The sequence below is a fragment of the Prevotella sp. P4-98 genome, from assembly GCF_002251405.1.
GTDB lineage: Bacteria > Bacteroidota > Bacteroidia > Bacteroidales > Bacteroidaceae > Prevotella.
In genome coordinates, this window is sequence record NZ_NPJC01000058.1 from 90,502 (window position 1) to 115,903 (window position 25,402).

At 45.7% G+C, this 25,402-nt stretch carries 26 protein-coding genes and 1 pseudogene; 15 read left to right on the plus strand and 12 right to left on the minus strand.

All coding sequences use genetic code 11. The features are described 5' to 3' along the window. Positions 1-237: 237 nt before the first annotated feature. Genes CIK96_RS08870 through CIK96_RS08885 form a run of 4 tightly spaced genes read left to right on the plus strand, consistent with a single transcriptional unit; the run spans position 238 to position 4,933 of the window. Positions 238-2,298 carry a M3 family metallopeptidase gene (locus tag CIK96_RS08870; RefSeq protein WP_094440389.1) on the plus strand — a complete coding sequence of 687 codons (2,061 nt, stop codon included), beginning with the start codon at positions 238-240 and terminating at the stop codon, positions 2,296-2,298. Then, positions 2,267-2,698, plus strand: coding sequence for a dCMP deaminase family protein (locus CIK96_RS08875; RefSeq protein WP_094390628.1), 432 nt, complete (start codon positions 2,267-2,269; stop codon positions 2,696-2,698). Before CIK96_RS08870 ends, CIK96_RS08875 begins: the two co-directional genes overlap by 32 nt. Position 2,699: 1 nt before the next feature. Further along, positions 2,700-4,400, plus strand: coding sequence for a S41 family peptidase (locus CIK96_RS08880; RefSeq protein WP_094390629.1), 1,701 nt, complete (start codon positions 2,700-2,702; stop codon positions 4,398-4,400). A 5-nt stretch (positions 4,401-4,405) separates the two neighbouring features. After that, positions 4,406-4,933, plus strand: coding sequence for a 5-formyltetrahydrofolate cyclo-ligase (locus CIK96_RS08885; protein ID WP_094390630.1), 528 nt, complete (start codon positions 4,406-4,408; stop codon positions 4,931-4,933). Here CIK96_RS08885 and CIK96_RS08890 read toward each other — a convergent pair whose 3' ends face one another. Next, positions 4,934-5,224 (minus strand): DciA family protein, encoded by a 291-nt coding sequence (locus tag CIK96_RS08890; protein WP_094440390.1) that lies wholly within the window; start codon positions 5,222-5,224, stop codon positions 4,934-4,936. It abuts the gene before it with no gap. Beyond that, the gene (locus CIK96_RS08895) at positions 5,217-6,332 is read right to left on the minus strand and encodes a DNA replication/repair protein RecF (protein WP_094435685.1); all 1,116 of its coding nucleotides are present in this window, start codon (positions 6,330-6,332) and stop codon (positions 5,217-5,219) included. The genes CIK96_RS08890 and CIK96_RS08895 overlap by 8 nt, the downstream gene beginning before the upstream one ends. Before the next feature lie 149 nt (positions 6,333-6,481). Here CIK96_RS08895 and CIK96_RS08900 point away from each other — a divergent pair, with 149 nt between their 5' ends. The 6 genes from CIK96_RS08900 to CIK96_RS08925 all read left to right on the plus strand — a co-directional run bounded on the left by CIK96_RS08900 (position 6,482) and on the right by CIK96_RS08925 (position 12,474). Next, positions 6,482-7,138, plus strand: a complete 657-nt coding sequence (locus CIK96_RS08900; protein ID WP_094390633.1) for a tol-pal system YbgF family protein — start codon at positions 6,482-6,484, stop codon at positions 7,136-7,138. Between the two features lie 6 nt (positions 7,139-7,144). Continuing rightward, on the plus strand, positions 7,145-7,621 hold the full coding sequence (gene ribH / locus CIK96_RS08905; protein ID WP_094390634.1) for a 6,7-dimethyl-8-ribityllumazine synthase: 477 nt from the start codon (positions 7,145-7,147) through the stop codon (positions 7,619-7,621). Positions 7,622-7,697: 76 nt separating this feature from the next. Continuing rightward, a complete protein-coding gene (locus CIK96_RS08910; protein WP_094390635.1) occupies positions 7,698-8,447 on the plus strand; it encodes an exodeoxyribonuclease III in 750 nt (249 codons plus the stop codon). A gap of 7 nt (positions 8,448-8,454) precedes the next feature. Further along, positions 8,455-10,521, plus strand: coding sequence for a protein-disulfide reductase DsbD (locus tag CIK96_RS08915; RefSeq protein WP_094435687.1), 2,067 nt, complete (start codon positions 8,455-8,457; stop codon positions 10,519-10,521). Positions 10,522-10,637: 116 nt separating this feature from the next. Beyond that, the gene (locus CIK96_RS08920) at positions 10,638-11,279 is read left to right on the plus strand and encodes an outer membrane beta-barrel protein (protein WP_094440391.1); all 642 of its coding nucleotides are present in this window, start codon (positions 10,638-10,640) and stop codon (positions 11,277-11,279) included. A gap of 70 nt (positions 11,280-11,349) precedes the next feature. Continuing rightward, positions 11,350-12,474, plus strand: a complete 1,125-nt coding sequence (locus CIK96_RS08925; RefSeq protein WP_094390638.1) for an Mrp/NBP35 family ATP-binding protein — start codon at positions 11,350-11,352, stop codon at positions 12,472-12,474. Between the two features lie 75 nt (positions 12,475-12,549). Here CIK96_RS08925 and CIK96_RS13525 read toward each other — a convergent pair. From CIK96_RS13525 to CIK96_RS08960, 7 genes and pseudogenes are all read right to left on the minus strand, one after another. After that, positions 12,550-12,837, minus strand: a pseudogene (locus CIK96_RS13525) (transposase); the annotation flags it as partial. Positions 12,838-13,153: 316 nt separating this feature from the next. Further along, the gene (locus CIK96_RS08935; RefSeq protein WP_094440392.1) at positions 13,154-13,534 is read right to left on the minus strand and encodes a hypothetical protein; all 381 of its coding nucleotides are present in this window, start codon (positions 13,532-13,534) and stop codon (positions 13,154-13,156) included. Positions 13,535-13,734: 200 nt separating this feature from the next. Beyond that, on the minus strand, positions 13,735-14,976 hold the full coding sequence (locus tag CIK96_RS08940; RefSeq protein WP_094390725.1) for an ABC transporter permease: 1,242 nt from the start codon (positions 14,974-14,976) through the stop codon (positions 13,735-13,737). Between the two features lie 9 nt (positions 14,977-14,985). Then, a complete protein-coding gene (locus tag CIK96_RS08945) occupies positions 14,986-16,155 on the minus strand; it encodes an ABC transporter permease (RefSeq protein WP_094440393.1) in 1,170 nt (389 codons plus the stop codon). A 30-nt stretch (positions 16,156-16,185) separates the two neighbouring features. Then, on the minus strand, positions 16,186-17,172 hold the full coding sequence (locus tag CIK96_RS08950; protein WP_094440394.1) for an HlyD family secretion protein: 987 nt from the start codon (positions 17,170-17,172) through the stop codon (positions 16,186-16,188). A gap of 47 nt (positions 17,173-17,219) precedes the next feature. Continuing rightward, on the minus strand, positions 17,220-18,722 hold the full coding sequence (locus CIK96_RS08955) for a TolC family protein (protein WP_094390641.1): 1,503 nt from the start codon (positions 18,720-18,722) through the stop codon (positions 17,220-17,222). Between the two features lie 27 nt (positions 18,723-18,749). After that, positions 18,750-19,652 (minus strand): hypothetical protein, encoded by a 903-nt coding sequence (locus CIK96_RS08960; RefSeq protein WP_094435695.1) that lies wholly within the window; start codon positions 19,650-19,652, stop codon positions 18,750-18,752. 335 nt (positions 19,653-19,987) lie between these two features. On the opposite strand from CIK96_RS08960, the gene CIK96_RS08965 reads away from it, so the two are divergent. The 5 genes from CIK96_RS08965 to CIK96_RS08985 all read left to right on the plus strand — a co-directional run bounded on the left by CIK96_RS08965 (position 19,988) and on the right by CIK96_RS08985 (position 22,770). After that, the gene (locus CIK96_RS08965; RefSeq protein WP_094390726.1) at positions 19,988-20,764 is read left to right on the plus strand and encodes a MotA/TolQ/ExbB proton channel family protein; all 777 of its coding nucleotides are present in this window, start codon (positions 19,988-19,990) and stop codon (positions 20,762-20,764) included. Next, complete coding sequence (locus CIK96_RS08970) at positions 20,757-21,140, plus strand: hypothetical protein (protein ID WP_094440395.1); 384 nt, start codon at positions 20,757-20,759, stop codon at positions 21,138-21,140. Before CIK96_RS08965 ends, CIK96_RS08970 begins: the two co-directional genes overlap by 8 nt. A 10-nt stretch (positions 21,141-21,150) precedes the next feature. Next, positions 21,151-21,720: a biopolymer transporter ExbD gene (locus tag CIK96_RS08975; RefSeq protein ID WP_094440396.1), complete on the plus strand. Its 570-nt coding sequence runs from the start codon at positions 21,151-21,153 to the stop codon at positions 21,718-21,720. Further along, complete coding sequence (locus CIK96_RS08980; RefSeq protein ID WP_094440397.1) at positions 21,717-22,196, plus strand: biopolymer transporter ExbD; 480 nt, start codon at positions 21,717-21,719, stop codon at positions 22,194-22,196. The genes CIK96_RS08975 and CIK96_RS08980 overlap by 4 nt, the downstream gene beginning before the upstream one ends. A gap of 94 nt (positions 22,197-22,290) precedes the next feature. Beyond that, entirely contained in the window at positions 22,291-22,770 is a 480-nt protein-coding gene (locus CIK96_RS08985) for an Lrp/AsnC family transcriptional regulator (RefSeq protein WP_094390646.1), read from the plus strand. 66 nt (positions 22,771-22,836) lie between these two features. On the opposite strand, the gene CIK96_RS08990 is transcribed toward CIK96_RS08985, so the two are convergent. From CIK96_RS08990 to CIK96_RS09000, 3 genes are read right to left on the minus strand one after another with little or no spacing between them, the layout of a single operon-like run. Then, complete coding sequence (locus CIK96_RS08990; protein ID WP_094390647.1) at positions 22,837-23,319, minus strand: dihydrofolate reductase; 483 nt, start codon at positions 23,317-23,319, stop codon at positions 22,837-22,839. After that, positions 23,316-24,110, minus strand: a complete 795-nt coding sequence (locus CIK96_RS08995) for a thymidylate synthase (protein ID WP_094390648.1) — start codon at positions 24,108-24,110, stop codon at positions 23,316-23,318. The genes CIK96_RS08990 and CIK96_RS08995 overlap by 4 nt, the downstream gene beginning before the upstream one ends. Then, positions 24,085-25,290, minus strand: a complete 1,206-nt coding sequence (locus CIK96_RS09000) for a hypothetical protein (protein ID WP_094440398.1) — start codon at positions 25,288-25,290, stop codon at positions 24,085-24,087. The genes CIK96_RS08995 and CIK96_RS09000 overlap by 26 nt, the downstream gene beginning before the upstream one ends. Positions 25,291-25,402 lie beyond the last annotated feature (112 nt).

The window sequence follows — 25,402 nt, forward strand, 5'->3', positions numbered from 1 at the left end:
ACATCCCGAAGGAAAAATACTGTATTTGATATTGGAAAAACGCCAATAGATTTCTACATGGATAAGTCTTGTGAAGGGCATTTTGAAGCGTATGATACTCCCGCTTATCACCCACAAAAAATTGTCAAGACAGCCAGACACGATAATTTGTAGTATATTTTAATTTCAATTAACGCGTTTTCTTTCGTTGTATGCTACATATTTCGTATCTTTGCACCTTGATAAATTAACGTTAGTATGAGTGAACATCAGAATCCATTTTTAGTACCCTACAATACTCCACACGATACTGTGCCCTTCGATAAAATCAGACTTGAAGACTACGAAGAGGCATTCATGGAAGGAATACGCCGTGACAACGAGCAGATTGACAAAATCATCAATAATCCAGAGAAGCCCACTTTCGACAACACCATCGTCACCAGCGATGAAGACAAAGAGGGCTACTACGACCTGTTGGGACGTGTCTCTGCTGTATTTTTCAATCTGATGTCGGCTGAAACCAACGACGAGATGGATGCGTTGGCACAAAAGTTGCAACCTATTCTGACACAACACTCCAACGACGTGCGACTCAACCCACGCCTCTTTGAGCGCATCCGTCAAGTGCATCTGCACCACAGACGTCTCACCGATGAGGAGCAGCGTTTGCTTGACGACTGTTATGACGGGTTTGTACGGAGTGGTGCACTACTCGACGAACAAGGCAAGGAACGTCTGCGCAAACTCACAGAAGAGGCTTCTATGCTCTCTTTGCAGTTTTCACAAAACCTGCTGAAAGAGAATAAAGCCTTCACACTCCATATCACCGATGAGCAACAGCTCGACGGACTACCCGATACCGCACGGGAGGCTGCCGCACAAACGGCCAAGGAAATGGGAAAAGAGGGATGGGTATTTACCCTCGACTTTCCATCCTACTCACCGTTCATGACCTATTCCACACAACGCGACCTGCGCAAACAGATGTATATGGAGCGTAATACCGTGTGCACCCACAACAACAGCGAAAACAATATAGACATTTGCAAACGCCTTGTTAACCTGCGTCGCGAAATAGCCCAACTGCTGGGATTCAAAACCTATGCAGACTATGTATTGAAACATCGCATGGCATCCAACGTGAGAAACGTATATCGACTGCTTGACGACTTGATTGACGCTTACCGCCCAACAGCCATCAAAGAGCGCGACGAACTCATCAAAATGGCACATAAGGATGTAGAAAAAATGATGCCATGGGATTCCGGATTCTATTCACATAAGTTGCAAATGAAGCGCTACAACCTCGACGCCGAGATGTTGCGCCCCTATTTTGAACTCTCAAAGGTGATAGAAGGTGTATTCGGACTCGCCAATAAACTCTACGGCATCACTTTCCGCGAAAACAAAGACATTCCCGTCTATCATCCAGACGTAAAAGCCTACGAGGTGTTTGATAACGACGGAAGCTATCTCGCCGTATTCTATGCAGATTTCCATCCCCGCAAAGGCAAGCAGGGTGGCGCATGGATGACCGAATACCAAGGACAATGGATCACACGAAAGGGCGAGAACGTACGTCCACATGTCAGTGTGGTGATGAACCTCACCAAGCCCACAGATGAGAAACCAGCCTTGCTCACCCTGGGCGAGGTAGAAACCTTCCTCCACGAATTTGGACATTCACTCCACGGCATGTTTGCCAACACTCGCTTCGAAAGCCTGTCTGGTACCAATGTGTGGTGGGACTTTGTAGAACTGCCTTCACAGTTCATGGAGAATTATGCAGTAGAGAAAGACTTCCTCAGCACCTTCGCATTCCACTACAAGACCGGCGAACCAATGCCCGACGAACTCATCCGACGCATCAAGAAAAGCCGGAACTTCATGGCAGCATCGGGATGTCTGCGACAAGTATCGTTCGGATTGCTCGACATGGCATACTACACACAGCGCAAGCCCTTTGACGACGATATTCTGACGTTCGAGAAAAAAGCATGGAAGAAAGCCATTATCGGCACCCAACTGCCAGACACCTGCATGACAGTACAGTTCTCACACATCATGGCAGGAGGTTATGCAGCCGGATACTATAGTTATAAATGGGCAGAAGTACTCGATGCAGACGCCTTCGCCGTATTCAAAAAGCATGGCATTTTCGATAAGCAGACCGCACAAAGCTTCCGAGATAATATTCTGTCAAAAGGTGGAACAGAACACCCCATGACACTCTATAAACGCTTCCGTAAGGGAGAACCCACCATCGACGCATTACTGAAAAGAAATGGAATCAAACGAGAAACAAAGAAAGCTTGACCTCCGCTATCTGAGGATGGCAGGCATCTGGGCCGAGAACTCCTACTGCCAACGCAGGCAGGTAGGCGCACTCGTGGTGAAAGAAGGTATGATCATCAGCGACGGCTATAATGGAACGCCAAGCGGATTTGAGAATGTCTGCGAAGATGACAACAACGTCACCAAGCCTTATGTGCTCCATGCCGAAGCCAATGCCATTACCAAACTGGCACGTTCGTCAAACAATTCCGACGGTGCCACCATCTATATCACAGCCTCACCATGTATCGAGTGTGCTAAACTCATCATCCAGGCAGGCATACGCCGCGTGGTCTATGGTGAAAAATACCGCCTGACAGACGGTATAGACCTATTGGAACGCGCCGGAATAGAAACAACATACCTCAATCCCAACGAATAAGATGAAAGAGAAAAAGACTAACCGATTCCTACCGCTTCTCATGGCGCTCAGCGTCATTGTCGGTATTCTCATAGGCACATTCTATGCCAACCACTTCTCAGGCAACCGTCTGAGCATCATCAACTCCAGCAGCAACAAGCTCAACAACCTGTTGCGAATCATCGACGCACAATATGTAGATTCCGTTGACGTCAACGATTTGGTGGAGAAAGCCTTGCCTCAGATTCTGGCAGAACTCGACCCCCACTCCATCTATATCTCAGCAAAAGACATGCAGATAACCAACGATGACCTAAAAGGCTCATTCTCTGGTATCGGTGTAGAGTTCACCATCCGACAGGACACCCTGCATGTTCAACAAGTCATTGGCAACGGACCGGCAGAAAGAGCAGGCGTCATTGCAGGCGACAAGATTGTGATGGTAGATGGCAAACCCTTCACAGGGAAAACCCTGACCAACGAAGAAGCCATGCACAGACTGAAAGGCCCAAAAGATACGAAAGTAAAACTCGGTATCCTGCGCTATGGCGAAAAGAAGATACGCAACATCGTTGTCACACGAGGAGAGATTCCTACCAAGAGCGTGACTGCCACCTATATGCTCAACGACAAGACAGGCTACATACGTATCAAGAACTTCGGCGAGAACACCTATGCAGAACTGCTCATCGCACTGGCACAGCTCTCCCAACAGGGATTTGAGAACCTGACCATTGACCTGCGTGGAAATACTGGCGGCTATCTGGAATCTGCCGTACAGATTGCCAACGAATTTATGCCCAAGGGCCGACTCATCACCTATATGGAAGGACGCAAATCACCACGCAAGGAGTTCAGAAGCGATGGCCGCGGTAGTTATCAGCACATTCCACTCGTAATACTCATCGACGAAGGATCGGCCTCTGCCAGCGAGATTCTTGCCGGTGCCATACAAGATAATGACCGTGGTACAATCATAGGCAGACGCTCATTCGGTAAGGGACTGGTACAACAACCTATCCCATTCTCAGACGGTTCCATGGTCCGACTTACCATTGCTCGCTATTACACCCCGTCAGGTCGTTGCATCCAGAAGCCATACGTGGCAGGCGACAATAGCGACTACGAAGATGACATGCTGGCAAGATACAAACACGGTGAGTTCTTCTCACAAGACAGCATCAAACATTCAGGACGTGCCTATACTACACGCATCGGTCGAGTGGTTTACGGTGGTGGTGGAATCACCCCCGACATCTTTATTGCAGAAGATACTACCGCATACACCTCTTATTATAAGGCAGCATCCATGACAGGACTCATCCTGCAGTTTGCCTATAACTACACAGACAACAACCGCCAAAAGCTCAACGAGTTTACCACATCAGAAGAATTGGCAAAATATCTCGTCAAGCAGAATACCGTAGAACAGTTTGCTGCCTTTGCCGACAAGAGCGGACTGAAACGTCGCAACCTGATGATTAAACGCTCTCACAAACTTCTGGAACGCTATATCAATAGCCGCATCATCTATAACATGATGAACGAAGAAGCATGGCTGAAATATCTCAATGCAGACGACCCTGCCATCATCGAGACGCTACGGGTGTTCCATGCCAACAAGGCTTTCCCCAAAGCTCCCGCAAAGGCTGCCAAGAAGAAGACAGCAGTACTGCTGGGTAGAGGATATGGCTTAGCACGAGGAAAACGTCTATTGGCATAGTACTTATGATGACCAAACAAGACATACGGAAAATGCTTCGTCGCGGTGGACAACAAGGTTCACCCGACGAAGCATTTGCTTTACAGCAAGCATTAGACGGTAATAAACTTCTCCGCAATGCGCAAATTGTAATGGCCTATTGTGCGCTCCCCGACGAAGTGCCCTTAGAACCACTCTTCCAGAAATGGATTGACGAAGGAAAAAGTATCCTATTGCCTCGTGTAGTCAGCGGCACTACATTGCAGATACACCACTACACAGCCCCCAATCAACTGGAAGTCGGGGCTTTCGGCATTATGGAACCAACTGGTGAAATTTTCACGGACTATGCTAAAATTGACGTCGTAATAGTACCAGGAATGGCATTCGACAAACAAGGGCATCGGTTAGGACGCGGTAAAGGCTACTACGACCGATTCCTTTCACTTTGTCCACAAACTTATAAAATAGGAATCTGCTATCCACATCGACTTCTTGACCAAGTGCCAGTGGATGCCCACGACATCCTGATGGATGCAATTATGACAATATAGTCAACTAAAACGAATATCAATTATCACACGCTCGCCTACTGCATCATTCAATCGTTGCACCAACACCTGCCGTTGCATCGACAAATCTGCACGCAAGGCAGGATTTGACAAACGAACAAACAACGTCTGGTTGTATATATATGTTTCAGTAGTATAACGCGCAACAACAGGTCCTGCCACCGTAGGCCAAGCCTCTACCAAGCGTTTCTGAAGGATGGGAGTCTCTAATCCTTGTTTGTGCAACACCTTCAGCAATACATCATGCAAAGTTTCTGTCTGTCTTCTAAACATGGGCTGTCAATAGTTTGATATTACCATTATCCACTTCAAACATACGGTAGTCACTTGCTGTTGATCCAACGATGGCATCCAAATGTGTGCGGTTTGTATCTGTAACAAATATCTGACCGAAAGCATCCCCAGACACCAATCGCACAATCTGTTCCACACGTCCTGCATCTAATTTATCAAAGATATCATCAAGCAAGAGTAAGGGTGTTGTATGAGATGCTGTACGCTTGAGCAGTTCAAACTGAGCCAGCTTTAGGGCAATGACATACGTTTTGTGTTGCCCTTGCGACCCCTCACGTTTCATGGGTCTGCCTCCAAGCGTAAAGATCAAATCATCACGATGCACACCATGCAAAGAATAGCCCACGGCAAGATCTTTTGCACGATCACGAGAGATGACATCCAACAAGGGACCACGCTGTCCATGTGAGAGATATTCCAATCCAACATTTTCACAACCTGAGGAAATCTGTGTATAAAACTGTTGAAACAGCGGTTGTATCTCTGTCACAAAAGCCGACCGTCGGCGATAAATCTCTTCTCCTGCTTCAGCCATCTGTTCCTCCCAGATTTGCAATAACGTCGCATCCGGCCCTGGATTTTCCTGTTTCAACAATATGTTGCGTTGCTGTAATGCATTATTGTAGTTTGTCAATAGTGTCATATACTGCCGGTCATACTGCGAAATAACAAGATCCATCAACTTACGTCGTTCCTCCCCTCCTCCATCAATCAACAAGGTATCGGAAGGCGAAACGACAACAATGGGAATCAATCCAATATGTTCAGAGAGTCTCTTATATTCCTTTTTATTTCGTTTGAAATGTTTCTTCACACCACGTTTCAAACCGCAGTAAATATGTTCTTCGTTTTCATGTTCATCATCATACGTACCCTCAACAACACAAAAAGGTTCGTCGTGACAGATGACCTGCGAGTCAATAGGGTTATTAAGTGAACGGCAAAAAGAAAGATAATATACCGCATCGAGCACATTCGTCTTACCAGCGCCATTGTGTCCGATGAAGCAATTCATCTTCGGAGAGAGATCAATAGAAGTCTCCCGAATGTTCTTATAATTGATGATGGAAAGTTTTCTGAGTATCATTTATGGTGCAAAGTTACACCTTTTATCAGTCAAAAACGAAAAAAGTCTATAAGAAATTTCAGTATCTGCAATAAAATGAGTAATTTTGCCACGCAAAACTTGGCTCTATGGAGCTATAAAGAAACGCAAATAAAAAACTAACAACAATAATGGCAAACAAAAACCAAACAGTTGCTGTCGAGACCGAGCAGCAGTTAAACAAGACAGAGGCATTCTTTGATAAGTACAAGAAAGCCATCATCATCGGTGTAGTAGCAGTTGTCGTTCTCATCGTAGGCGGCATCCTCATCAACAACTATTATCTTGCTCCACGTGAAGACGCTGCCAGCACAGAATTGGCAAAGAGTCAGGAGCTCTTCAACAACGAACAATTCGAACAGGCTCTGACGGGTTTCAAAAAAGTAGCCAGCGACTATTCTTCGACAAAGGCAGGTAATTTGGCTCAGCTGTACATCGGTCTCTGCCAAGCTAACCTCGGTAAATGGCAGGAAGCTGCCGATGCCCTCGAAAATTTCAGCACCAAGGGTGACCAAATGATCAGTCCCGCTGCTGAAGGCGCTCTAGGCAATGCTTATGCAAACCTCAAGCAGTATGACAAGGCCGTTGACCACTTGAAGAAGGCTGCCAAGATGGCTGACAACAACTCACTCTCTCCCACCTTCCTCATTCAGGCCGGTGAGATTCTGGAGAGCCAGGGCAAGAAAGACGAGGCTTTGAAACTCTACCAAGAGATCAAGAAGAAGTATTTCCAGTCAATGCAGTACCAGAACATCGACGCTTATATCGAACGTGCTTCTGCTAAATAAAAAAAGATGGCAACAGCACTTCATAACCTGAGCGACTACGATTTTGATGCAGTCCCTGACGCATCGAACATGATATTCGGCATTGTTGTAGCCGAGTGGAATCCAGAAATAACAGGAGCACTGTTGCAGGGATGTGTTAGCACACTGGAGAAACACGGAGCATTGCCCGAAAACATCCATGTAAAAACCGTTCCCGGTTCGTTCGAACTCATCTACGGTGCACACCAGATGACTCTCAACGACGGCTATGATGCCATCATCATCCTCGGTAGTGTAATACGTGGTGAGACACCACATTTTGATTATATCTGCCAAGGTGTGACCCAAGGCATTGCACGCCTTAACGCCACCAACAACATTCCCGTCATTTACGGACTGCTCACCACCAATGACCTACAGCAGGCCAAGGATCGAGCAGGCGGACGATTGGGCAACAAAGGTGACGAATGTGCAGTAGTAGCCATCAAGATGGCAAAATTCTAACCGATAGACTCACCTATCAAATAACTACATGGCGGACTTCTCACAACGAGAAGTCCGTCTTGTTTACAAAATGCTTATGAAACTTATTTCATGGAATGTCAATGGTCTGAGGGCTTGCGAGGGCAAGGGCTTCAGCGATGTTTTCAAACAGTTGGATGCAGATTTCTTCTGTTTACAAGAGACAAAAATGCAAGCAGGCCAACTCGATTTGCAGTATGACGGATACCAGTCATACTGGAACTATGCCGACAAGAAGGGATATTCTGGTACTGCCATCTTCACTCGCCATCAACCCATTGTCGTAAGTTATGGTATCGGCATTGATGAACACGATCATGAAGGACGTGTTATCACCTTGGAGATGGACCGCTATTTTGTAGTGACATGCTACACTCCAAATTCACAAGACGGACTCCGCCGATTGGACTACCGCATGAGATGGGAGGATGACTTTCGGCAGTATCTATTAGAACTGGATAGTCGGAAGCCCGTCATCCTCTGCGGTGACCTTAATGTGGCACACGAAGAGATTGATCTCAAAAATCCCAAGACTAACCGTCGCAATGCTGGTTTTACCGATGAGGAACGCGAGAAGATGACAACGCTCCTTGAATCAGGCTTTACAGATACATTCCGTACACTACATCCCGACGATTCCACCTATTCATGGTGGTCGTATCGTTTCCAAGCTCGCCAAAAGAACGCAGGATGGCGTATTGATTATTTCCTTGTCAGCAAACGACTGATGGAAGATGTGAAAGGCGCTGCCATCCACACCGAAATATATGGTTCAGACCATTGTCCAGTAGAACTTACTTTGAAATGACATAACTATGAAAAGACTTTTCCTTATTATTATAGGTATGATCTGCCTTGTGTCTGCACAAGCCCAACTGGCCGATCCTGTACACGTTTACACACAATTGAAAGAAACCGGCAACCAAGAAGCCGATATCATCTTTACCCTCAAGATTGACAACGGATGGCATGTGTATTCCACTAATCTCGGCAATGGAGGTCCTATCTCCGCTACTTTCAATACTGTAAAAATTCAGGGAGCCACACTTGTAGGAAAACTTAAGGCAAAGGGTAAGGAACTTAGCAAGTTTGATCACCTCTTTGACCAACAGGTTCGCTATTTCGAACATACCGCCACCTTTGTGCAGAAGATTCGCTTCACCCAAGCCAACTACAGCATCGACTGTTATCTTGAATACGGAGCATGCAACGATGAAATGTGTATGCCGCCGTCAAGTGCAAACTTCAAGACAAGTGGTAAAGCCACAATCGTTGACAACGCGAATAAAGAAGAACAGACACAAAAGTCCATTGACAATGCCAGTACGCTGAGCGATCAAAGCACAGCTAAGGACGACAGTATAGCCATTGACAGTACTGCTAATACATCCGCAGCAACAGACACTGCAGCAGTAGCAGGCAATGCCCTTTGGACTCCTATCACCCAAGAATTACAATCGTTCGACAATACCACTCCCGATGATTCACTGCTATACATCTTCCTAGCAGGACTGCTTGGAGGGTTCCTCGCACTACTTACACCTTGTGTATGGCCCATCATCCCAATGACAGTGTCCTTCTTCCTCAAACGCAATAAAGAACGTACGAAAGCCATCCGCGAAGCATTGACTTATGCACTGAGCATCATCATCATCTATGTAGCATTGGGACTGCTCGTCACCGCCCTCTTCGGTGCTAATGCCCTCAATGCCTTAAGCACCAATGCATGGTTCAATATCTTCTTCGCCCTATTGCTCATCGTCTTTGCAGCATCTTTCTTTGGCGCTTTCGAATTGACCTTGCCCTCGTCATGGTCCACCAAGATTGACGAAAAAGCCGACCAACTTTCCATGCGCAAATCATTCTTCACAGCGCATCTCTCCATCTTCCTGATGGCATTCACCCTGGTACTGGTATCATTTTCTTGCACTGGTCCTATCATAGGTTTCCTATTGGTAGCTGTTTCTACCCAAGGCAATATACTTGGTCCCACGCTCGGTATGTTGGGATTTAGCATCGGACTCGCCATTCCCTTTGGTGTGTTCGCCCTATTCCCCTCATTGCTTAAATCAGTACCTAAGTCAGGCGGATGGATGACCACCATTAAGGTTGTATTGGGATTCATCGAATTGGCATTTGCTATGAAGTTTCTCAGTGTAGCCGATCTGGCATACGGTTGGCGCTTGCTCGACCGTGAGGTATTCCTATCAATATGGATTGCCCTCTTCGCTCTGCTTGGTGCTTATCTTATGGGATGGCTCCATTTTTCCGGTCATGGCCCTGCCGACAAGTCAGAAGGAACTCCCATCCCACAATTCTTCCTTGGTCTGATCAGTTTTGCCTTCACCATCTATATGATACCTGGATTGTGGGGAGCTCCACTGAAAGCCATTAGCGCCTTTGCGCCACCCATGTTCACACAAGACTTCAATATGCAATCAGGCAAAACCGTTGAAGCTGTTTATAAGGACTACGAACAAGGAATGGAAGCAGCACGGGCACAAGGTAAGCCTGTCATTATCGACTTCACAGGTTTCGGTTGTGTCAACTGCCGTAAGATGGAAGCGGCAGTATGGAGCGATGCCAATGTAGCAAAACGATTAACAGACGACTACATTCTCATCTCGCTGTATGTTGACGACAAGACACCATTGGCACGACCCATTGAAGTGAACGACGGCAAACGCATGCGTACATTACGTACTGTAGGCGACAAATGGAGTTTCCTACAAGCAAGCAAGTTCGGCGCCAATACCCAGCCGTTCTATGTTTTGCTGACCCCCGACGGTCATGCACTTGCTCCAAGTCGCTCCTATAACGAAGATGTGAAACAATACACCGATTGGCTCGACAACGGATTGTCACGCTTTCGTGCGGAATAATTGTCCTCTTTAGGATATATTAGGAAAATACCTAAGCTTTTTAGGACTTTCCCCCTCCGTAATCCAATAAATATATGTATCTTTGCATCACATAACAGACAAAAACAACAACGACTATGAGAAAATTTATCCTAATATTGTTGGCTACCGTCATGGCTATGCCGACATTTGCACAGTACCAATCCAATCGCAGCCGTAGCCGCTACAACCACAACGACACCGAGAGTTACTACGGTATTCGTTTGGGACTGAACTCAGCCAGCACGAGTTGTGACGATGCACCCTTTGACCTTGACGCACGCACCGGTTTAAACATTGGTGCCGTCTATGGTTTGCAGCTCGCCAACAATACTCCAATATGGCTCGAAGCCGGCGCTTACTATGCAGAAAAGGGTGGTAAGAGTCTGTCAGATGGAATCAAAAAAACCTATCGTCTGCGTTATATAGAAATTCCCTGTGTAGTAAAATACAACATCAATGCTGACGATGACTTCTTCCTCCAACCTTTCTTAGGTGGTTATATCGCACTCGGTGTGGGCGGAAAGATAAAAAACTATGCAGACCGCACAACATCAAGTGCATTCGACAGCGACCGTTTCCAACGTTTCGATGGTGGTCTCCGCTTAGGTTGCGGTGCCGAATACAACATGATCTATGCTGAAGTCGGTTTCGATTTGGGTATTGCCAATGTGCGCCACGATGATTTTGAGGCAGCTCACACCCGTAGCCTCTTTGTCAACTTTGGAGTAAACTTCTAATTTTCACGGTGATGACATACCGATATAGCAGTGTTACCATCAGCTTTTTTATATATTACAAACAATTAAAATGACACTATATCCCCAAATGATTATGGATGCACTGCAGACTGTGACGTATGCAGGCACCAAGAAAAACCTTATTGAAAGCGGTATGGTGGCCGATCAACCTGCCGTTGCCGCACCGTCTGCAGACAATGAACCCTGGCGCGTTCATGTAGTGCTTGAATTTCCACGTGACACCGACCCATTTCTTAAATCAACTGTCAAGGCAGCCGAGGCAGCCATTAAATACCATTGTGGCAAAGACGTTGTGGTAGAGATTACCACCGAATTCAAATCAAAGCCACGTCCTGAGGTTGGCAAACTATTACCACAAGTTAAGAATGTGGTAGCAGTAAGTAGCGGTAAAGGCGGTGTGGGTAAAAGTACTGTTTCAGCAAACCTCGCTATCGCCTTGGCACGTCTGGGCTATAAGGTAGGTCTGCTCGATGCAGATATTTTCGGACCTTCTATGCCAAAGATGTTTAATGTAGAGGATGCACGTCCATATGCAGTAAATGTGGATGGTCGCGACCTCATTGAACCTATTGAAGCCTACGGTGTAAAACTTCTGTCTATCGGATTCTTTGTTTCACCCGAAACAGCCACATTGTGGCGTGGTGGCATGGCAAGCAATGCCCTGAAGCAACTTATTGCCGATGCCGATTGGGGAGAGCTCGACTATCTCATTCTCGATACCCCACCGGGTACAAGCGATATCCATCTTACTCTATTGCAGACACTCGCTATCACTGGTGCTGTAATCGTTTCGACCCCCCAGCAGGTAGCTTTAGCAGATGCTCGTAAGGGAATCGACATGTATCGCAACGAGAAAGTCAATGTCCCCATTCTTGGTCTGGTAGAGAACATGGCATGGTTTACTCCTGCAGAATTGCCCACTAACCGATATTATATTTTCGGTAAAGAAGGTTGCAAACAGTTGGCAGAAGAGATGCAGGTTCCGCTCTTGGCACAGATACCCCTTGTACAAGGCATCTGCGACAGTGGCGACCAAGGCACTCCGGCAGCTCTCAATAGTGACAGCGCAACAGGCATTGCATTCATCAATCTAGCACAGGCTGTTGTAACTGTAGTGAACCGCCGCAACAAGGAACTACCCAAAACCGAAATCGTTGGTGTCAAAAAATCATAATCTACACACTTATACCGACGTAATCTATCATTAGATACAGCTAAATCTATAACAATCTCCCCATCATACCCCACATTAACGTGGAAGATGATGGGGATCAAGTCTTTCGGGATAGAACCTTGCATTGCGCCTTATGGCATTGCCCTCCTCATCCACAAATGGACTATCGTTCTCCTGCAGCTGGCGCATCATCAGACGGTGCTCTTCCCTAGCATGGGCATCAAGTGTCATCTGCTCACGCCTATACTCTCTGCGTAACTCTTGCAAGGCTTCAAGACAAAACTGCTGATGATGGAACAGGTCGAGCGTACGCATTGCCTTCGCAAAGCATGTCTCTACTATGTTGTGCAGACTCTCAGAGAAGTCGAGAGTAACCTATTCCACGCTCATTCTCAACGCTTCTGGTATCTTCATCAATGCCTTTATGACATCCTTTGCCTTAGTGACCTTGACTACAGCAATAAGGCATCCCTTGCGACCATGTGCATCCTTGTTAGAGGCTATTGTGTATACCTCTCCCGTGGACAAGCATGTCTCATCTATGCTGACGTGAGGACTTATGTTCTCTGGGAAGATGAGCCACTCGTCAGCATGGCCTAGTTCAGACCATTCACGATAGCCGCTTAGGTGGTCCTTGTAGGCTCTGCCATACTCATCACCGTCTATGTGATAGTCATCCTCAAACGAACGGGCCGTTATAGGGTGCGTCTCCAAACGCTTCTTTTAAAAAATCCGCCAACTCGGTTGAGCAGCGGGTGGACTCCTGAATGAGATTGCATTCGGTCATCACGTTGTGACCATCTGCATCAAGCCATCTGAGACGGCGCACGTGAAGCAGTACTTCCTGACCTCTAATCGGAAAGTCGTGAAACACACTTTCGCGTGTAAATCCATTGGGGCGCAGGTCTTCTCCGTCGTCAGCTTTCTGCTCGTTCTCATCGAGATAAAGGTGAATCACCTGTGTGTCACCTTTCTGCTCGACACGTTCAGTCTTCAAGTCAAACCAGTCAAGCATGCGGGCTGGCAACAGGCATTCCGCTAAGAGTCTATACTGTTCCATTTTGTGCTAACGTTTACTCTATAAACGTACACCTGCTTGCTTTTATTGTGCTATGCTATCCACACGCTTTTGCAAGTAACCCATAATATATGGAAATACTGCATCCGTTGATCAACGGATGCAGTATTTGGTAGATCATATATGCAGGACATTTGATTCGTTAATCGGATACCACACTATGATTATCCTTTTATCCCAAATCAGCTATTTTCCATTTTTCTCTTCCTCATATCTTGTAGTCTGTCAAAGATATGGCGACGCATCAAGAGTATCTGATAGCGATAGACAAGGCATGCCAACACAAAATATACCAGTACTTGCAGCCACAGCACACGGTATTCGGTCAATACATCGCTGAGGGTAGCCCCCATTGAGTTCATGCGAACATAGGCACGAATGCCAAAGGTAGAGGGGAATATCCATGAAATACCCTGCAAAAAGCCAGGAATATTAGACTGAGGCCACGAAACTCCACTGAGGAACAGAAGGGGAACACTGGCAAATACCACCAAGAGCATAACATTCTCACGATAACGCACTATGCATGATATGGTGATGCCAAAGAAAATACATGCTAAAATATAGGGTATCAGCATGGCAAGAAGATCCTGCCAATGGGCCAAACATGGGAAATCAAATATTCTCGGCACTACAACGGTGAGGTATGTGCCCATAATGGCATAAATCATGAAATAAGCCAATCCTTTGCCCATAACAATACGGAAAGTACCATGATAGTGTTTCTGTATAGGTACTAAGTCTTCAAAACGGTTTGTTTCGCGTGCAGAACCGGCAGACAAGCCAATACCCAATGCCAATGTCTGCTGTAGTATGAGGATCAGCACTGCTGGTAATATAAAGGATCCATAACCTCCCGATGGATTATAAATCGGTTGGGCATCATAGTCAAGCGGTTGGGTCAGTATTTCTTCTTCCCGTTGGGTATATTTACCCGACAATCTGACTTGAATTTCACCATTCATCTGTTGGGTCACACTGATAGCTGTCATATATGCAGCCTTATAGGTCAACATTGTACTCATATCGCAGAATACAGCCACGGCTGTCTGTTCCATGCGATTCAAACGCGACTGGAAATCTGCAGGTATATGATAGATGGCACGTGCAACTTGTCGCCCCACAAGATTCTTGGCCTCATCCATATTTGAGGCATAGCACACCACCTTTACATCCGGTGTAGCATTGCAGGAACGTATAAATTGACGGCTGGCAGAAGAATGTGAATCATCTACAACTACAACAGGCACTTCACGTACTACCTCATTGTTATAGATCCAAGAATAGAGCAGCGGATAGCCTAAGGGCACAAGGATAAAGAAAATGAGCACACCCTCGTCTTTAAAGGTCTGGCGCATCTCATCCTTCCATATGAGACAAGCGTCGTATATACCACTGATTATGGTTTTGAATAGTTTTTTCATCATAGCACGTCAGGGAATATAGACATAGTTCAACATGGCATTGCGAATCTTTGGTGCCACCAATATGGGCAACAAGGCGAAAGCAACGAGAGCTGCAATATGCGACCATGCATCTGCCAACGGATAGTCGTTGAAGATACATGTCTGATAAATCATAAAATAATGGCGCAATGGAAAGAGCCATGCCAGCGACTGCAAAGCACCATCCATAGCCATGGCAGGAAATGCAGATCCTACCATTGAGAAACTTAGCACTGCCCACAGCGAACAGGTACTCATCGACATACGCAGAGATGGCACAAGGCCGAACATAAAGATACCGAAACCTAAAGAAGAAAATACTTGCAACAGTGTGAGCATGATAATGCGCAGTGTTCCACCCGGATGTGGGAAACCAAGTATGCCATAGACATAGTAGGCATAAGTCATGGTGAGTATCAGAAATACAAGGGCATGTGGTGTGAATTTACCAATGAGAGCCACCCATGCCTTATTGTCAGCCATCTCCATCCATTGTTTGGAGCGTCCAAACTTGAGTTCCGTGCCAATAGAATATGGAGTGATAAGAAACATGAAGAGCATCATCAATCCTGGCACAAGCATAGTGGAGAGATAGACATTATAGTCTGTTGTCGGATTGTTGAGCGGATGCAAATCGACCTTTATGGGTTGCAGAAAGGTTTGTGCTTGTTCGTCAGTAAATCCCTTGGCAAGCAGTGTGGCCTGACCGACAGCAGCCGATGCCAATGTGGAAATAGTTTTGAGATCACTGAACAACAGCGAGCCTGCCACCAAAGAAGTTTGCGTATAATAGAACGACATCTTCGGCTGCCGGCTTGCCATCAGATCATCTGTTGTGCCTTCGGGTATATAAAGAAAGGCATAGATTTGATTTTCCTGTATTGCTTTTCGTGCCTCAGCCACACTGGGATAACGCGCCACAACATGTGATGTCTGGAAGGCATCGAGCCGACGAATAATGCTACGCGTAGTAGAAGAATTATCGAGATCTACCACTCCAACAGGCATTTTGAGCGGTTTCCCCTCATACAGCATTGCTGTGAAAAAAAACATCACCAGCAGAGGAAATACCACCATACAGAGCCAATAGATGTGGTTGTGGCAGATAATGCCACACTCACGCACCGCAATTCCGTATATTTGTCGAAGCTGTTTCAAAATATCATTTAAAAAGTATGTTATTTTCCGTTAGTCCTGAATGACAAGTGACATGCCCGGACGTAATCCTTCAAGTGGCTGTGTGGGACGTGCCTTTACCTCAAAGGTTTTCAAGTCATACTGACCGTTGGCTTTAGTTGCCTTCCATACAGCATAGGACCCCTGGTCTTTCATATAATAAACCTTCATAGGAATAGTTTTGTTGAAAGCTGGTACATAGGCATTGAAGGTCTTGCCAACAGCAAGTCCACCCAACTGGTCCTCACGCACGTTGAAGGTGCCCCATAGATCGCTCATAATAGAAATGGTCATGATGGGGGATCCTGTGCCAACGAGTTCGCCGACTTTTGGATAAATATTGCTGACCTCACCCTCCATTTGGGCAATCTGAACAGTTTCATTAATATAATAGGTAACTTCCTGAACAGCACCCTTGGCTCTGCCAACAAGTGCTTGTGCTGCCTGTTTTTCTTCACGACGTGCACCATTTCGAGCCATATTATACTGACTCTCTGCAGCTTTAGCCTGAGCCTCCATGGCTTTATAGTTGGCAAATGCTTCATCGCGCTTTTGGGCGCTCATCACACCTTCATCAAAAAGGCGTTGCACACGTTGATATGACTTCTGTGCAATATCAAGTCCTGCCTTGGCCTGTTGCCATACTTGGTAGGCACCTTGTATCTGTTCCTGTCGCGCCCCGTTACGTGCCATTTCCTCTTGGGCGGCGGCAGCATTCTCTGCACTCTGGGCCTGTTCCATCTTGGCACGTACTTCTGGGGCATCTAAAATAGCGAGTGTATCACCCACTTTGACATAATCCCCCTCTTTGACACGAATTTCAAGAATACGTCCAGGAACCTTGCTTGACACTCGGTATTCACTAACTTCCACCTGTCCTTGGATATTTTCCTTTTCATGGCTGAAAGCGAAGAAGCCGATAATTCCCACAACCACCACAACTGTAGTGAATCCCAGGATGGCTAATAGTACGTTGTTATGTTGTGATTTTGCTGACATAATATCTTTCTCCTATTTTCTATCTTTATTGTATCGTTTATTCTCTCTTAATTTTCCAATGTACCAAGTGCTTTCTGCATATTGGTTTGACTGAGGCGCACATCAATCTCTGCATCAATCTTCTGAGACTGCGCCTGAAGCCAAGCAGTCTGTGCCTCCATCACTGTAGTGGATTGGATGACACCTTCACGAAATCCGAGATTTGCAGTACGAAGGTTTTCTTCCGCCTTGCGCGTACTTGCCATAGCCAGTTGAAGTTTCTTGCTTGCCTCATTGAGTCGGAATGAACTTTGGCTAACCTGCAGTTCGATTTTCTCTTTCACTTCTTCGAGTTCGAGCGAGGCAATAGCAGATGCGCCCTTAGCAGCACGCACCTTATAGGTCACATCTCCCCAATTCCATACAGGAACTCGTACCAACACACCAACATTCCACACTCCCCCAAATTTGCGTTCGAAACCATTGAAGAGATTAGGGTTGCTAACAGCATATCCACCAACTATAGCCACCTGAGGCAGGTTGCCAGCCTTTAGGAGTTTGACAGATTGTTGTGTCATATCAAGGGTATTGCGCAACATGCGAATTTCCGGACGCTGTTCAAAAGCGACAGCAACATCGGCTTTTGCACAAGAGGTGTTCTGAGCAATATTCTCACTTTCCTCATCAGCGAGTGTAACACTTCCATTCATCGGCAGTCCACACAACTGGGAAAGATACATCTTTGCCAGTGTCAATCCGTCATTGACTTTCGAAAGGGTCATCTCTGCTTCATTGACTTTCACACTAACGCTAAGTCCTTCGGAGCGAGTAGCCACACCTTCTTCTATCATCTTCTGTACATCACCATCAAGCTTTTTGACGAGGTCGAGATAGCTCTGGGCCAATTTCTGCTTATGGCGGAGCGAAACAACCTGCCAGTAGGCTTGATCAATGCTATAGAGTGTGAGTTGTCGTTGAGCATGCGCACTATTGGCAGCCAACTGCTCACCAATATCAGCCATACGGTTCATAGCGGTAATAGCACCACCCATATAAACAGGTTGTGTCACCATGATGGCTCCAGCCCACATGCTCCGAGTATCGGTATGGAAAGCATCTACAATACCAGCGCCCACTTGGTTGAGCGATCCTGCCAAACTTCCTATACCTGCAGTAAGTTGTTGTTGGATTCCCTCAGGAGTGAATCCCAACTGTCCAAGTTGTTGCCATACACCTTGTGGTACAGCCTGCAACAACTCGTTAGCCTTTCCGCCAATTCCTGCTGTCGCATTGGTACCCATATTACCAAGAGTTTTCTTCTGATCATCACTGAGAAGTGATATTTCGCGGCTTGTGTATTCATAACCTGCCAAGGCACTGACACGTGGCAGATATTTCGTACGGGCAGACTTGCGCATATTGGCAGCTATGTCTTGTTTGACATGTGCCACAGCCAACTGTTTATTGTTGCTGAGTGCCAAAGCTCTGCAACTGTCTAAGGTGAGCGTCGTTTGTGCTCCGACAGGCAAAGCCACGCAAGTAGCTAATAGATATCCTGTAATACGTTTCATAAATAATATAAAAAGGTCTATCTGCTATTATTTCTCAAGTTCGATGGTACGTGTACCAATCTCATGTCCATCAGCAATAACCTGCACACGATAAGAACCAGGTGTGAGTGTAGTTTTCGGAGCATATACTTCTATAAGCTTTTCTTCACCAGTATATTCCACATCTTTTCTTGCAGTGCATGCAATCTGCTGTCCTTCAAAGTTGCAGCGTTCACCAGCTCCCAATACATTACCCGCAGGTGTCAGTACTCTGACATAAATAGTACGCATGCCATTCTGAGCGGTCACATTGCGTGTCAAGACAAAACGCACCTTCATTTGGGTAGATCCACCAATTTTATGAGGATGTTTAACACGATCCCGAGAACTTGATGAAAATGCTTTCTTATAAAGCATCACAATATCTATATTAGCTGCATTCAGTTGGGCAGCAACGGCAACCTTTTCAGAGAGCGACATATTATCAGAAGCCAATGCCATATTCTGCTGATTAGACTGTGCAAGTTCTCCACGCACGCGATTATTTTCATTCATCAGCTCTGCATTGAGTTGGTTGAGTGAGTCAATCTGTAGCACATAGCTACGCAAAATGCTACGCACCTGCGCGAGTTCCTTTTTCAAGCGTGTAATCTCTGCGGCATCATCAGATTTTGTCTTCTTCAGTTCAGCAAGAAGTTGTTGGGTGCGTTCCTGTTCGCGAGTCAATTGTTCTACGATAGAGTCATTATTGATACGCGTTTTCATTTCATTATATTGGTCGGCGAACTGCTGATATTCGTTTTCCATTTCCTTTTTGTCGAGAGCCGCCAATTCCTGCATATCCTTGTTGGCTTGTTTCTCTTGATTCAAACTGATGGCGAGATATGCCACGCCACCGATAAGCAATAAGATGACGATGACCACCACAGTATTTACAACTTTCTTGTTCATGTTATGCTATTTAAATGATAAAATTCTTCTGTATGACATGCAAAATTAAGGATTTTCTACGAAACGACAAAGGAAAATCGGCCTATCCACAATGCAATCCGTTTATTTTTAATAATATTACGGAAAAAAAGAACAATTTTAGCATTTCTTTGAACTCTGTATCGTCAATCTATTAAATTCAAGTATATAGTCAGAAGAAAAATCGGGATTTCTTTTGTTTTCCGACTAGTTAATTGTAACTTTGTCGCCGAAAAAGAGAAACAAGAAAGATGTATCAACGTAACATAAGACGTAAATGGACGATAGTGCTGGCTGTATTTGCCTTCACTTTCGTCATGCAACAGGCATTTGCCCAGCATACTACCCACAACGATTCTGTTGCCACTACCGTGAGCGACACCATCGATAACGATTCTGCAATGGCTGTCATCGATGCCGACTTAAACGCTATGGACCCTACCGCTCAAGGAGGTGGTGGTCTCCACAAGATGCTAAAACAGAAATTTATTGAGGGCTCAGCAGGTTTCATGTCTCTCGTAGCATTAGCGCTCATTGCAGGACTGGCTTTCTGCATCGAGCGCATACTCTACCTCACCCTATCAGAAATCAATGCGAAAAAGCTATTGAAAGACATTGACGAGCGGTTAACAGCCAATGATGTAGAAGGTGCCAAGACTCTCTGTCGCGAGACACGTGGTCCTGTGGCAAGCATCTGCTATCAAGGATTACTCCATCAGAAAGAACCACTCGACCAGATAGACCGTCAGCTCACCAATTACGGTTCTGTACAGATTAGCAATATGGAAAAGGGGTGTTCGTGGATTAAGTTCTTTATCGCCGCCGCACCGTCTTTGGGATTTCTCGGAACCGTAATAGGCATGGTAATAGCATTCGACCGCATCCAAACGGCAGGCGACATCAGTCCAACCATTGTTGCAGAAGGCATGAAAGTGGCACTTATCACCACCATCTTCGGTATTATAGTAGCACTCATTCTGCAATTCTTCTACAACTATATACTCTCCAAGATAGAACATCTCACTTCGCAGATGGAGGAAAGTGCCATCAGCTTGATAGATGCTTTATCTAAATACAAGCAGCAGCATGACTAATATTGGTGATTACCTACTGGCAGAAGTCATATTGTGGTTCATTTATGCCACAATAATCATCGTGGCAATAGTCATGGTATTGTCAGTAGTGCGCTCGTTGCGCAACCGCACAGATAGCATTGCTGAAAGCAACCGAGTACCCAGCCGAAAAATTGCTTATGGAGTTGCTATCACCACCCTGCTCTTTCTGACCATTGCCTGTCTTGCTGGATCTTCTACTCCCATAATCATCAACGGCATTAGCTACACAGACCGTTTTTGGCTAAAGACCACCGATGGTCTCATCACAGTATCCTTGATCATGATGGTTGTGGCAGCATGTTTCGTTGCCTATGGTCTGTCTGGCATAAACCGTCGTATCCATCAGAAAAAATAATTTGCCGTCTATGTTCATCCGTCGTCATCACCATGAAGTTCCACCACTGAACACCACGTCCACCGCCGATATTTCTTTCATGTTGCTGGTGTTCTTTCTCATGACATCATCGATGAACAGCGACAAAGGTCTCTCGCGCCAACTGCCACCAACTAAGTCAGAGCAATCAGCCACCACCGACATCAATCGCAGTAATGTACTCCAAATTCATCTTGATGCAAACGATGCACTGTGGATTGACGGACAAACAGTAGCTGACGAACAACTGCAACACGAAGTAGAATCCTTTTTGGCAAGCAGACAGAGCCAACGTTTCATGATAGAGGTAACCACAGATCGTCGCACATCATACGATGCCTATTTCAACATGCAGAACACCATTGTGGCAGCATTCCATACCTTACGTGAAACAATGGCACAAAAGCAATTCGGTATACATTTCACTCAGTGCAACGACCAACAGCGTAATATCATCACCCAGCGTTATCCCCTGCGCATCAGTGAAGCAGTAACCGATAATATCACGATACCTACTTCACCAAAAGCAACGTCAGCAACAGAGAAAGGAGGTCGCCCATGAGTCGTTTCCGCCGTCATAAACGCGAGATGCCAGGTCTCAACCTTGCATCCATGCCCGATTTGGTTTTCACCGTATTGTTCTTTTTCATGATAGTCACCCACATGCGTGAGGACAATATCAGAGTTCGCTTCACTGTGCCTCAAGGCACCGAACTGGAAAAAACTGAGCATCGAGGCAGTGTCATCCACGTATATATCGGCCATCCCACCGATAGTCAAGGAAACAGCAACAATAATGAGACCCGCATACAGGTTAATAGCAAGAGTGTAACCATAGATCAACTGCCGAAAGCCATTGCCACAGAGCGCGACCACATGTCGTCAGAGGACCGCCAACACATGGTGGTCAGTATTCTTGCAGATAGCCAAACCGACATGGGACTTATCAGCGATGTTAAGCAAGCATTGCGCCAAGCTGGTGCACTCAGAATCAACTATGCAGCCACAAGTCGCACCGACGAAACAGGCAATGAGTAATAATCTAAAGGAAAAACGCACAAAAATACTATAAATTATTGCAACTGTCGCTATTTTTTCATAACTTTGCATACAAATAGTAAAAAGTAGAAAAATGGCAATACAAAAACTCGACAATTTGGATAAACAGATATTGCGAATGATCGCAGAAGACGCACGTGTACCATTCCTTGAAGTGGCCCGAGCCTGTGATGTGAGTGGCGCTGCCATTCACCAGCGCATTCAGAAGCTCACCAGCATGGGGGTACTCAAAGGTTCACAGTTTATCATCAATCCAGAAAAGATAGGATATGAAACTTGCGCCTATATCGGACTCAACCTGAGAAATCCTGAGAAATTTGACGATGTAATGGTCGAACTTCAGAAGATTCCAGAAGTAACAGAATGTCACTACACCACGGGTAATTTTGATATGTTCATCAAGATTTACGCCAAGAACAACCATCATCTGCTCAACATCATCCATGACAAACTGCAGCCGTTGGGATTGGCCTCATCAGAAACTCTGATTTCTTTCAACACAGTCTTTGACAGACAACTTCCTGTAGTTGATTTCACCGAGGAGCAAGATTAAAAACAAATCATTCCGATAGTAGCCGATACATTCGGTCTATCGGAACGATATATCAATAAACTCGGATTACGACCGAACATAATCCACAAAAGCGTACGCAAAGGCATGTTTATCATCCTTTGCGTGCGCTTCTTTCGTTTCTACTTTCCAATCACTATAGTCAGGAAAGAAGGCATCGGCTTGTTGTGGCGTGTCATCAATCTCTGTCAGACACAACCGGTCAGCTTTGTCAAGTGCCTGCTCATAAACACTTGCACCTCCAATAATATAAACCTGTTCATCTGGTTGACAACTGGCCAGTGCCTCATCAAGCGTTGCATAAACATCACAACCAGGAATCTCCTTAACCGTACGACTCAACACAACATTGCGGCGATTAGGCAGTGCCCCTTTCGGCAAACTAAGGAATGTGTTACGTCCCATGATAATGGTATGTCCTGTTGTCAATGCCTTAAAACGTTTCAAGTCATTGGGCAACCAATAGAGCAATTTGTTTTCAAGACCTATGGCCCGATTACGCGCCACAGCAGCTATAATATGCAATGTCATACGCTAACCTCCGCTTTAATATGTGGATATGGATCGTAGCCTTCCAGTTGAAAATCCTCATACTGGAAATCGAATATACTCTTCACATCAGGGTTTATCTTCATCACAGGCAATGGGCGCGGTGTACGTGTCAGTTGCAAACGCGCCTGATCCAAATGATTAAGATATAGATGTGTATCACCTGTGGTATGGATGAAATCACCAGGTTTGAGTCCTGTCACCTGTGCCATCATCTGCAACAGCAGGGCATACGATGCGATATTGAAAGGTACACCGAGGAAAGTATCTGCCGAACGCTGATATAATTGAAGTGACAAACGACCATCTGCCACATAAAATTGGAATATCGTATGACAAGGAGGCAATGCCATCTCATTAACTTCCGCCACATTCCATGCCGATACTATCATTCTACGAGAATCCGGATTGTGTTTGAGTTGATCTACCACTTGACTGATTTGGTCAATCACTCCACCATTATAATCGGGCCATGAGCGCCACTGATGTCCATAAACAGGTCCGAGTTCACCGTTTTCGTCAGCCCACTCGTTCCAAATGCGCACACCATTATCTTGTAGATATTTCACATTGGTGTCCCCTTTAAGAAACCAAAGCAGTTCGTAGATGATACTCTTCAGATGTAGTTTTTTTGTTGTCAGCAGTGGGAATCCATCCTCCAGATTATAGCGCGATTGTGTTCCAAAGATGCTGATAGTACCCGTTCCTGTGCGGTCTCCTTTTTGGGTTCCTTCGCGCAGTATGCGGTCAAGTATGTCTAAGTATTGTTTCATATTCGTTAGGTATGTAGGTTGTTCTTATTTTCCATTCTTTAGGATATAGATTGTTGGCACGATTACCTATATTTTTGGCGAGTCCGAGCAGATGTCCCTCAAAGCAGATACCAACCATACCGCGTGGTACATCTGCACCGAGGGTAATGGCCTCGTGGCGCAGATAAGCCATAGCCTGTTGATAGTTCACCTCCACCTTTACCATATCAGGTTGTGCTTTGGGGCAATAGATGATATTGAGATTCTGTTGCGACTTGCGCAAAGACTTCAACGAGTGTCCTTGTTGCCATGCCCCGCCCTTACGCAACACACAAAGGAACAGTCCTTCGCCTTTGCTGATTCCGGGAATGAAGCGATATACAGGCTGTGAGAATCCATCAAGTAGCGAACCGGTGATATTCCATGCAGCATCCACCTTTACGGGTAGCACCTCAGCTCCCAGTTCATCCAACATCCATTGTATATTCTCCTCATCTTCATGAGTATTAAATGTACAGGTACTATATATAAACAGTCCACCATCTGCCAGACAACTCCAAGCATCTGCAACTATTTCACGTTGCAAACGGGCACACTTCTCAACATTCTGCATACTCCATTCGCGTATGGTGGCCTCATCCTTACGAAACATGCCTTCGCCAGAACAGGGCACATCACACAATACCACATCTGCTATCATCTTCGCCCGACGGTAGTCGCGTGGAAAATTGTTGGTCACGAAATGGTCAGCATATCCCCATTTCTCCACATTCTCAGCTAAGATATTGGCGCGATTGCGCATCGGTTCATTGGAAAACATCACACTGCCTGCAGCCAGTGCAGTACGTGCCAACAACGACTTTCCACCAGGAGCAGCACAGAAATCTATCATCACTACGGGTGCGTCAGGCACCCATTGCTGCATGACAGTATCGAGAAACATCGATCCTGCCTCCTGCACATAGTAGCACCCTGCATGCAGCAAAGGATCGTAAGTAAAGTTGGGGCGTTGTGGCAAATAATAGGCATTGCGACACCACGGCACCCGTTCACCATCTGCGGTAAGTTCTTTTGCCTTTTCCGGATTCAGTCTGATACTCACAGGAGCATCCGTTTCAAAAGCCTTAAGATAGCTATCGAAGCGTTCTGCGCCCATCGTACGACGGGCCATATCGGTAAAATCTATGGGTAACTGTGTCATTTGCTTGCAAAATTAAAAAAAATATTGCACCTTTGCAACTTATTGCGTAGCTATCACGTCAAACAATCGAAAATAAAACAAAAACAATAGAAAATAAACAAAAACAAAAGGA

Excerpts from the sequence above, each read along its gene's own strand:
- CIK96_RS08870 (WP_094440389.1), top strand. The coding sequence starts at position 238 with ATGAGTGAACATCAGAATCCATTTTTAGTACCCTACAATACTCCACAC.
- CIK96_RS08875 (WP_094390628.1), top strand. The coding sequence starts at position 2,267 with ATGGAATCAAACGAGAAACAAAGAAAGCTTGACCTCCGCTATCTGAGG.
- CIK96_RS08880 (WP_094390629.1), top strand. The coding sequence starts at position 2,700 with ATGAAAGAGAAAAAGACTAACCGATTCCTACCGCTTCTCATGGCGCTC.
- CIK96_RS08885 (WP_094390630.1), top strand. The coding sequence starts at position 4,406 with ATGATGACCAAACAAGACATACGGAAAATGCTTCGTCGCGGTGGACAA.
- CIK96_RS08890 (WP_094440390.1), bottom strand. The coding sequence starts at position 5,224 with ATGTTTAGAAGACAGACAGAAACTTTGCATGATGTATTGCTGAAGGTG.
- CIK96_RS08895 (WP_094435685.1), bottom strand. The coding sequence starts at position 6,332 with ATGATACTCAGAAAACTTTCCATCATCAATTATAAGAACATTCGGGAG.
- CIK96_RS08900 (WP_094390633.1), top strand. The coding sequence starts at position 6,482 with ATGGCAAACAAAAACCAAACAGTTGCTGTCGAGACCGAGCAGCAGTTA.
- ribH (WP_094390634.1), top strand. The coding sequence starts at position 7,145 with ATGGCAACAGCACTTCATAACCTGAGCGACTACGATTTTGATGCAGTC.
- CIK96_RS08910 (WP_094390635.1), top strand. The coding sequence starts at position 7,698 with ATGAAACTTATTTCATGGAATGTCAATGGTCTGAGGGCTTGCGAGGGC.
- CIK96_RS08915 (WP_094435687.1), top strand. The coding sequence starts at position 8,455 with ATGAAAAGACTTTTCCTTATTATTATAGGTATGATCTGCCTTGTGTCT.
- CIK96_RS08920 (WP_094440391.1), top strand. The coding sequence starts at position 10,638 with ATGAGAAAATTTATCCTAATATTGTTGGCTACCGTCATGGCTATGCCG.
- CIK96_RS08925 (WP_094390638.1), top strand. The coding sequence starts at position 11,350 with ATGACACTATATCCCCAAATGATTATGGATGCACTGCAGACTGTGACG.
- CIK96_RS08935 (WP_094440392.1), bottom strand. The coding sequence starts at position 13,534 with ATGGAACAGTATAGACTCTTAGCGGAATGCCTGTTGCCAGCCCGCATG.
- CIK96_RS08940 (WP_094390725.1), bottom strand. The coding sequence starts at position 14,976 with ATGAAAAAACTATTCAAAACCATAATCAGTGGTATATACGACGCTTGT.
- CIK96_RS08950 (WP_094440394.1), bottom strand. The coding sequence starts at position 17,172 with ATGTCAGCAAAATCACAACATAACAACGTACTATTAGCCATCCTGGGA.
- CIK96_RS08955 (WP_094390641.1), bottom strand. The coding sequence starts at position 18,722 with ATGAAACGTATTACAGGATATCTATTAGCTACTTGCGTGGCTTTGCCT.
- CIK96_RS08960 (WP_094435695.1), bottom strand. The coding sequence starts at position 19,652 with ATGAACAAGAAAGTTGTAAATACTGTGGTGGTCATCGTCATCTTATTG.
- CIK96_RS08965 (WP_094390726.1), top strand. The coding sequence starts at position 19,988 with ATGCAACAGGCATTTGCCCAGCATACTACCCACAACGATTCTGTTGCC.
- CIK96_RS08970 (WP_094440395.1), top strand. The coding sequence starts at position 20,757 with ATGACTAATATTGGTGATTACCTACTGGCAGAAGTCATATTGTGGTTC.
- CIK96_RS08975 (WP_094440396.1), top strand. The coding sequence starts at position 21,151 with ATGTTCATCCGTCGTCATCACCATGAAGTTCCACCACTGAACACCACG.
- CIK96_RS08980 (WP_094440397.1), top strand. The coding sequence starts at position 21,717 with ATGAGTCGTTTCCGCCGTCATAAACGCGAGATGCCAGGTCTCAACCTT.
- CIK96_RS08985 (WP_094390646.1), top strand. The coding sequence starts at position 22,291 with ATGGCAATACAAAAACTCGACAATTTGGATAAACAGATATTGCGAATG.
- CIK96_RS08990 (WP_094390647.1), bottom strand. The coding sequence starts at position 23,319 with ATGACATTGCATATTATAGCTGCTGTGGCGCGTAATCGGGCCATAGGT.
- CIK96_RS08995 (WP_094390648.1), bottom strand. The coding sequence starts at position 24,110 with ATGAAACAATACTTAGACATACTTGACCGCATACTGCGCGAAGGAACC.
- CIK96_RS09000 (WP_094440398.1), bottom strand. The coding sequence starts at position 25,290 with ATGACACAGTTACCCATAGATTTTACCGATATGGCCCGTCGTACGATG.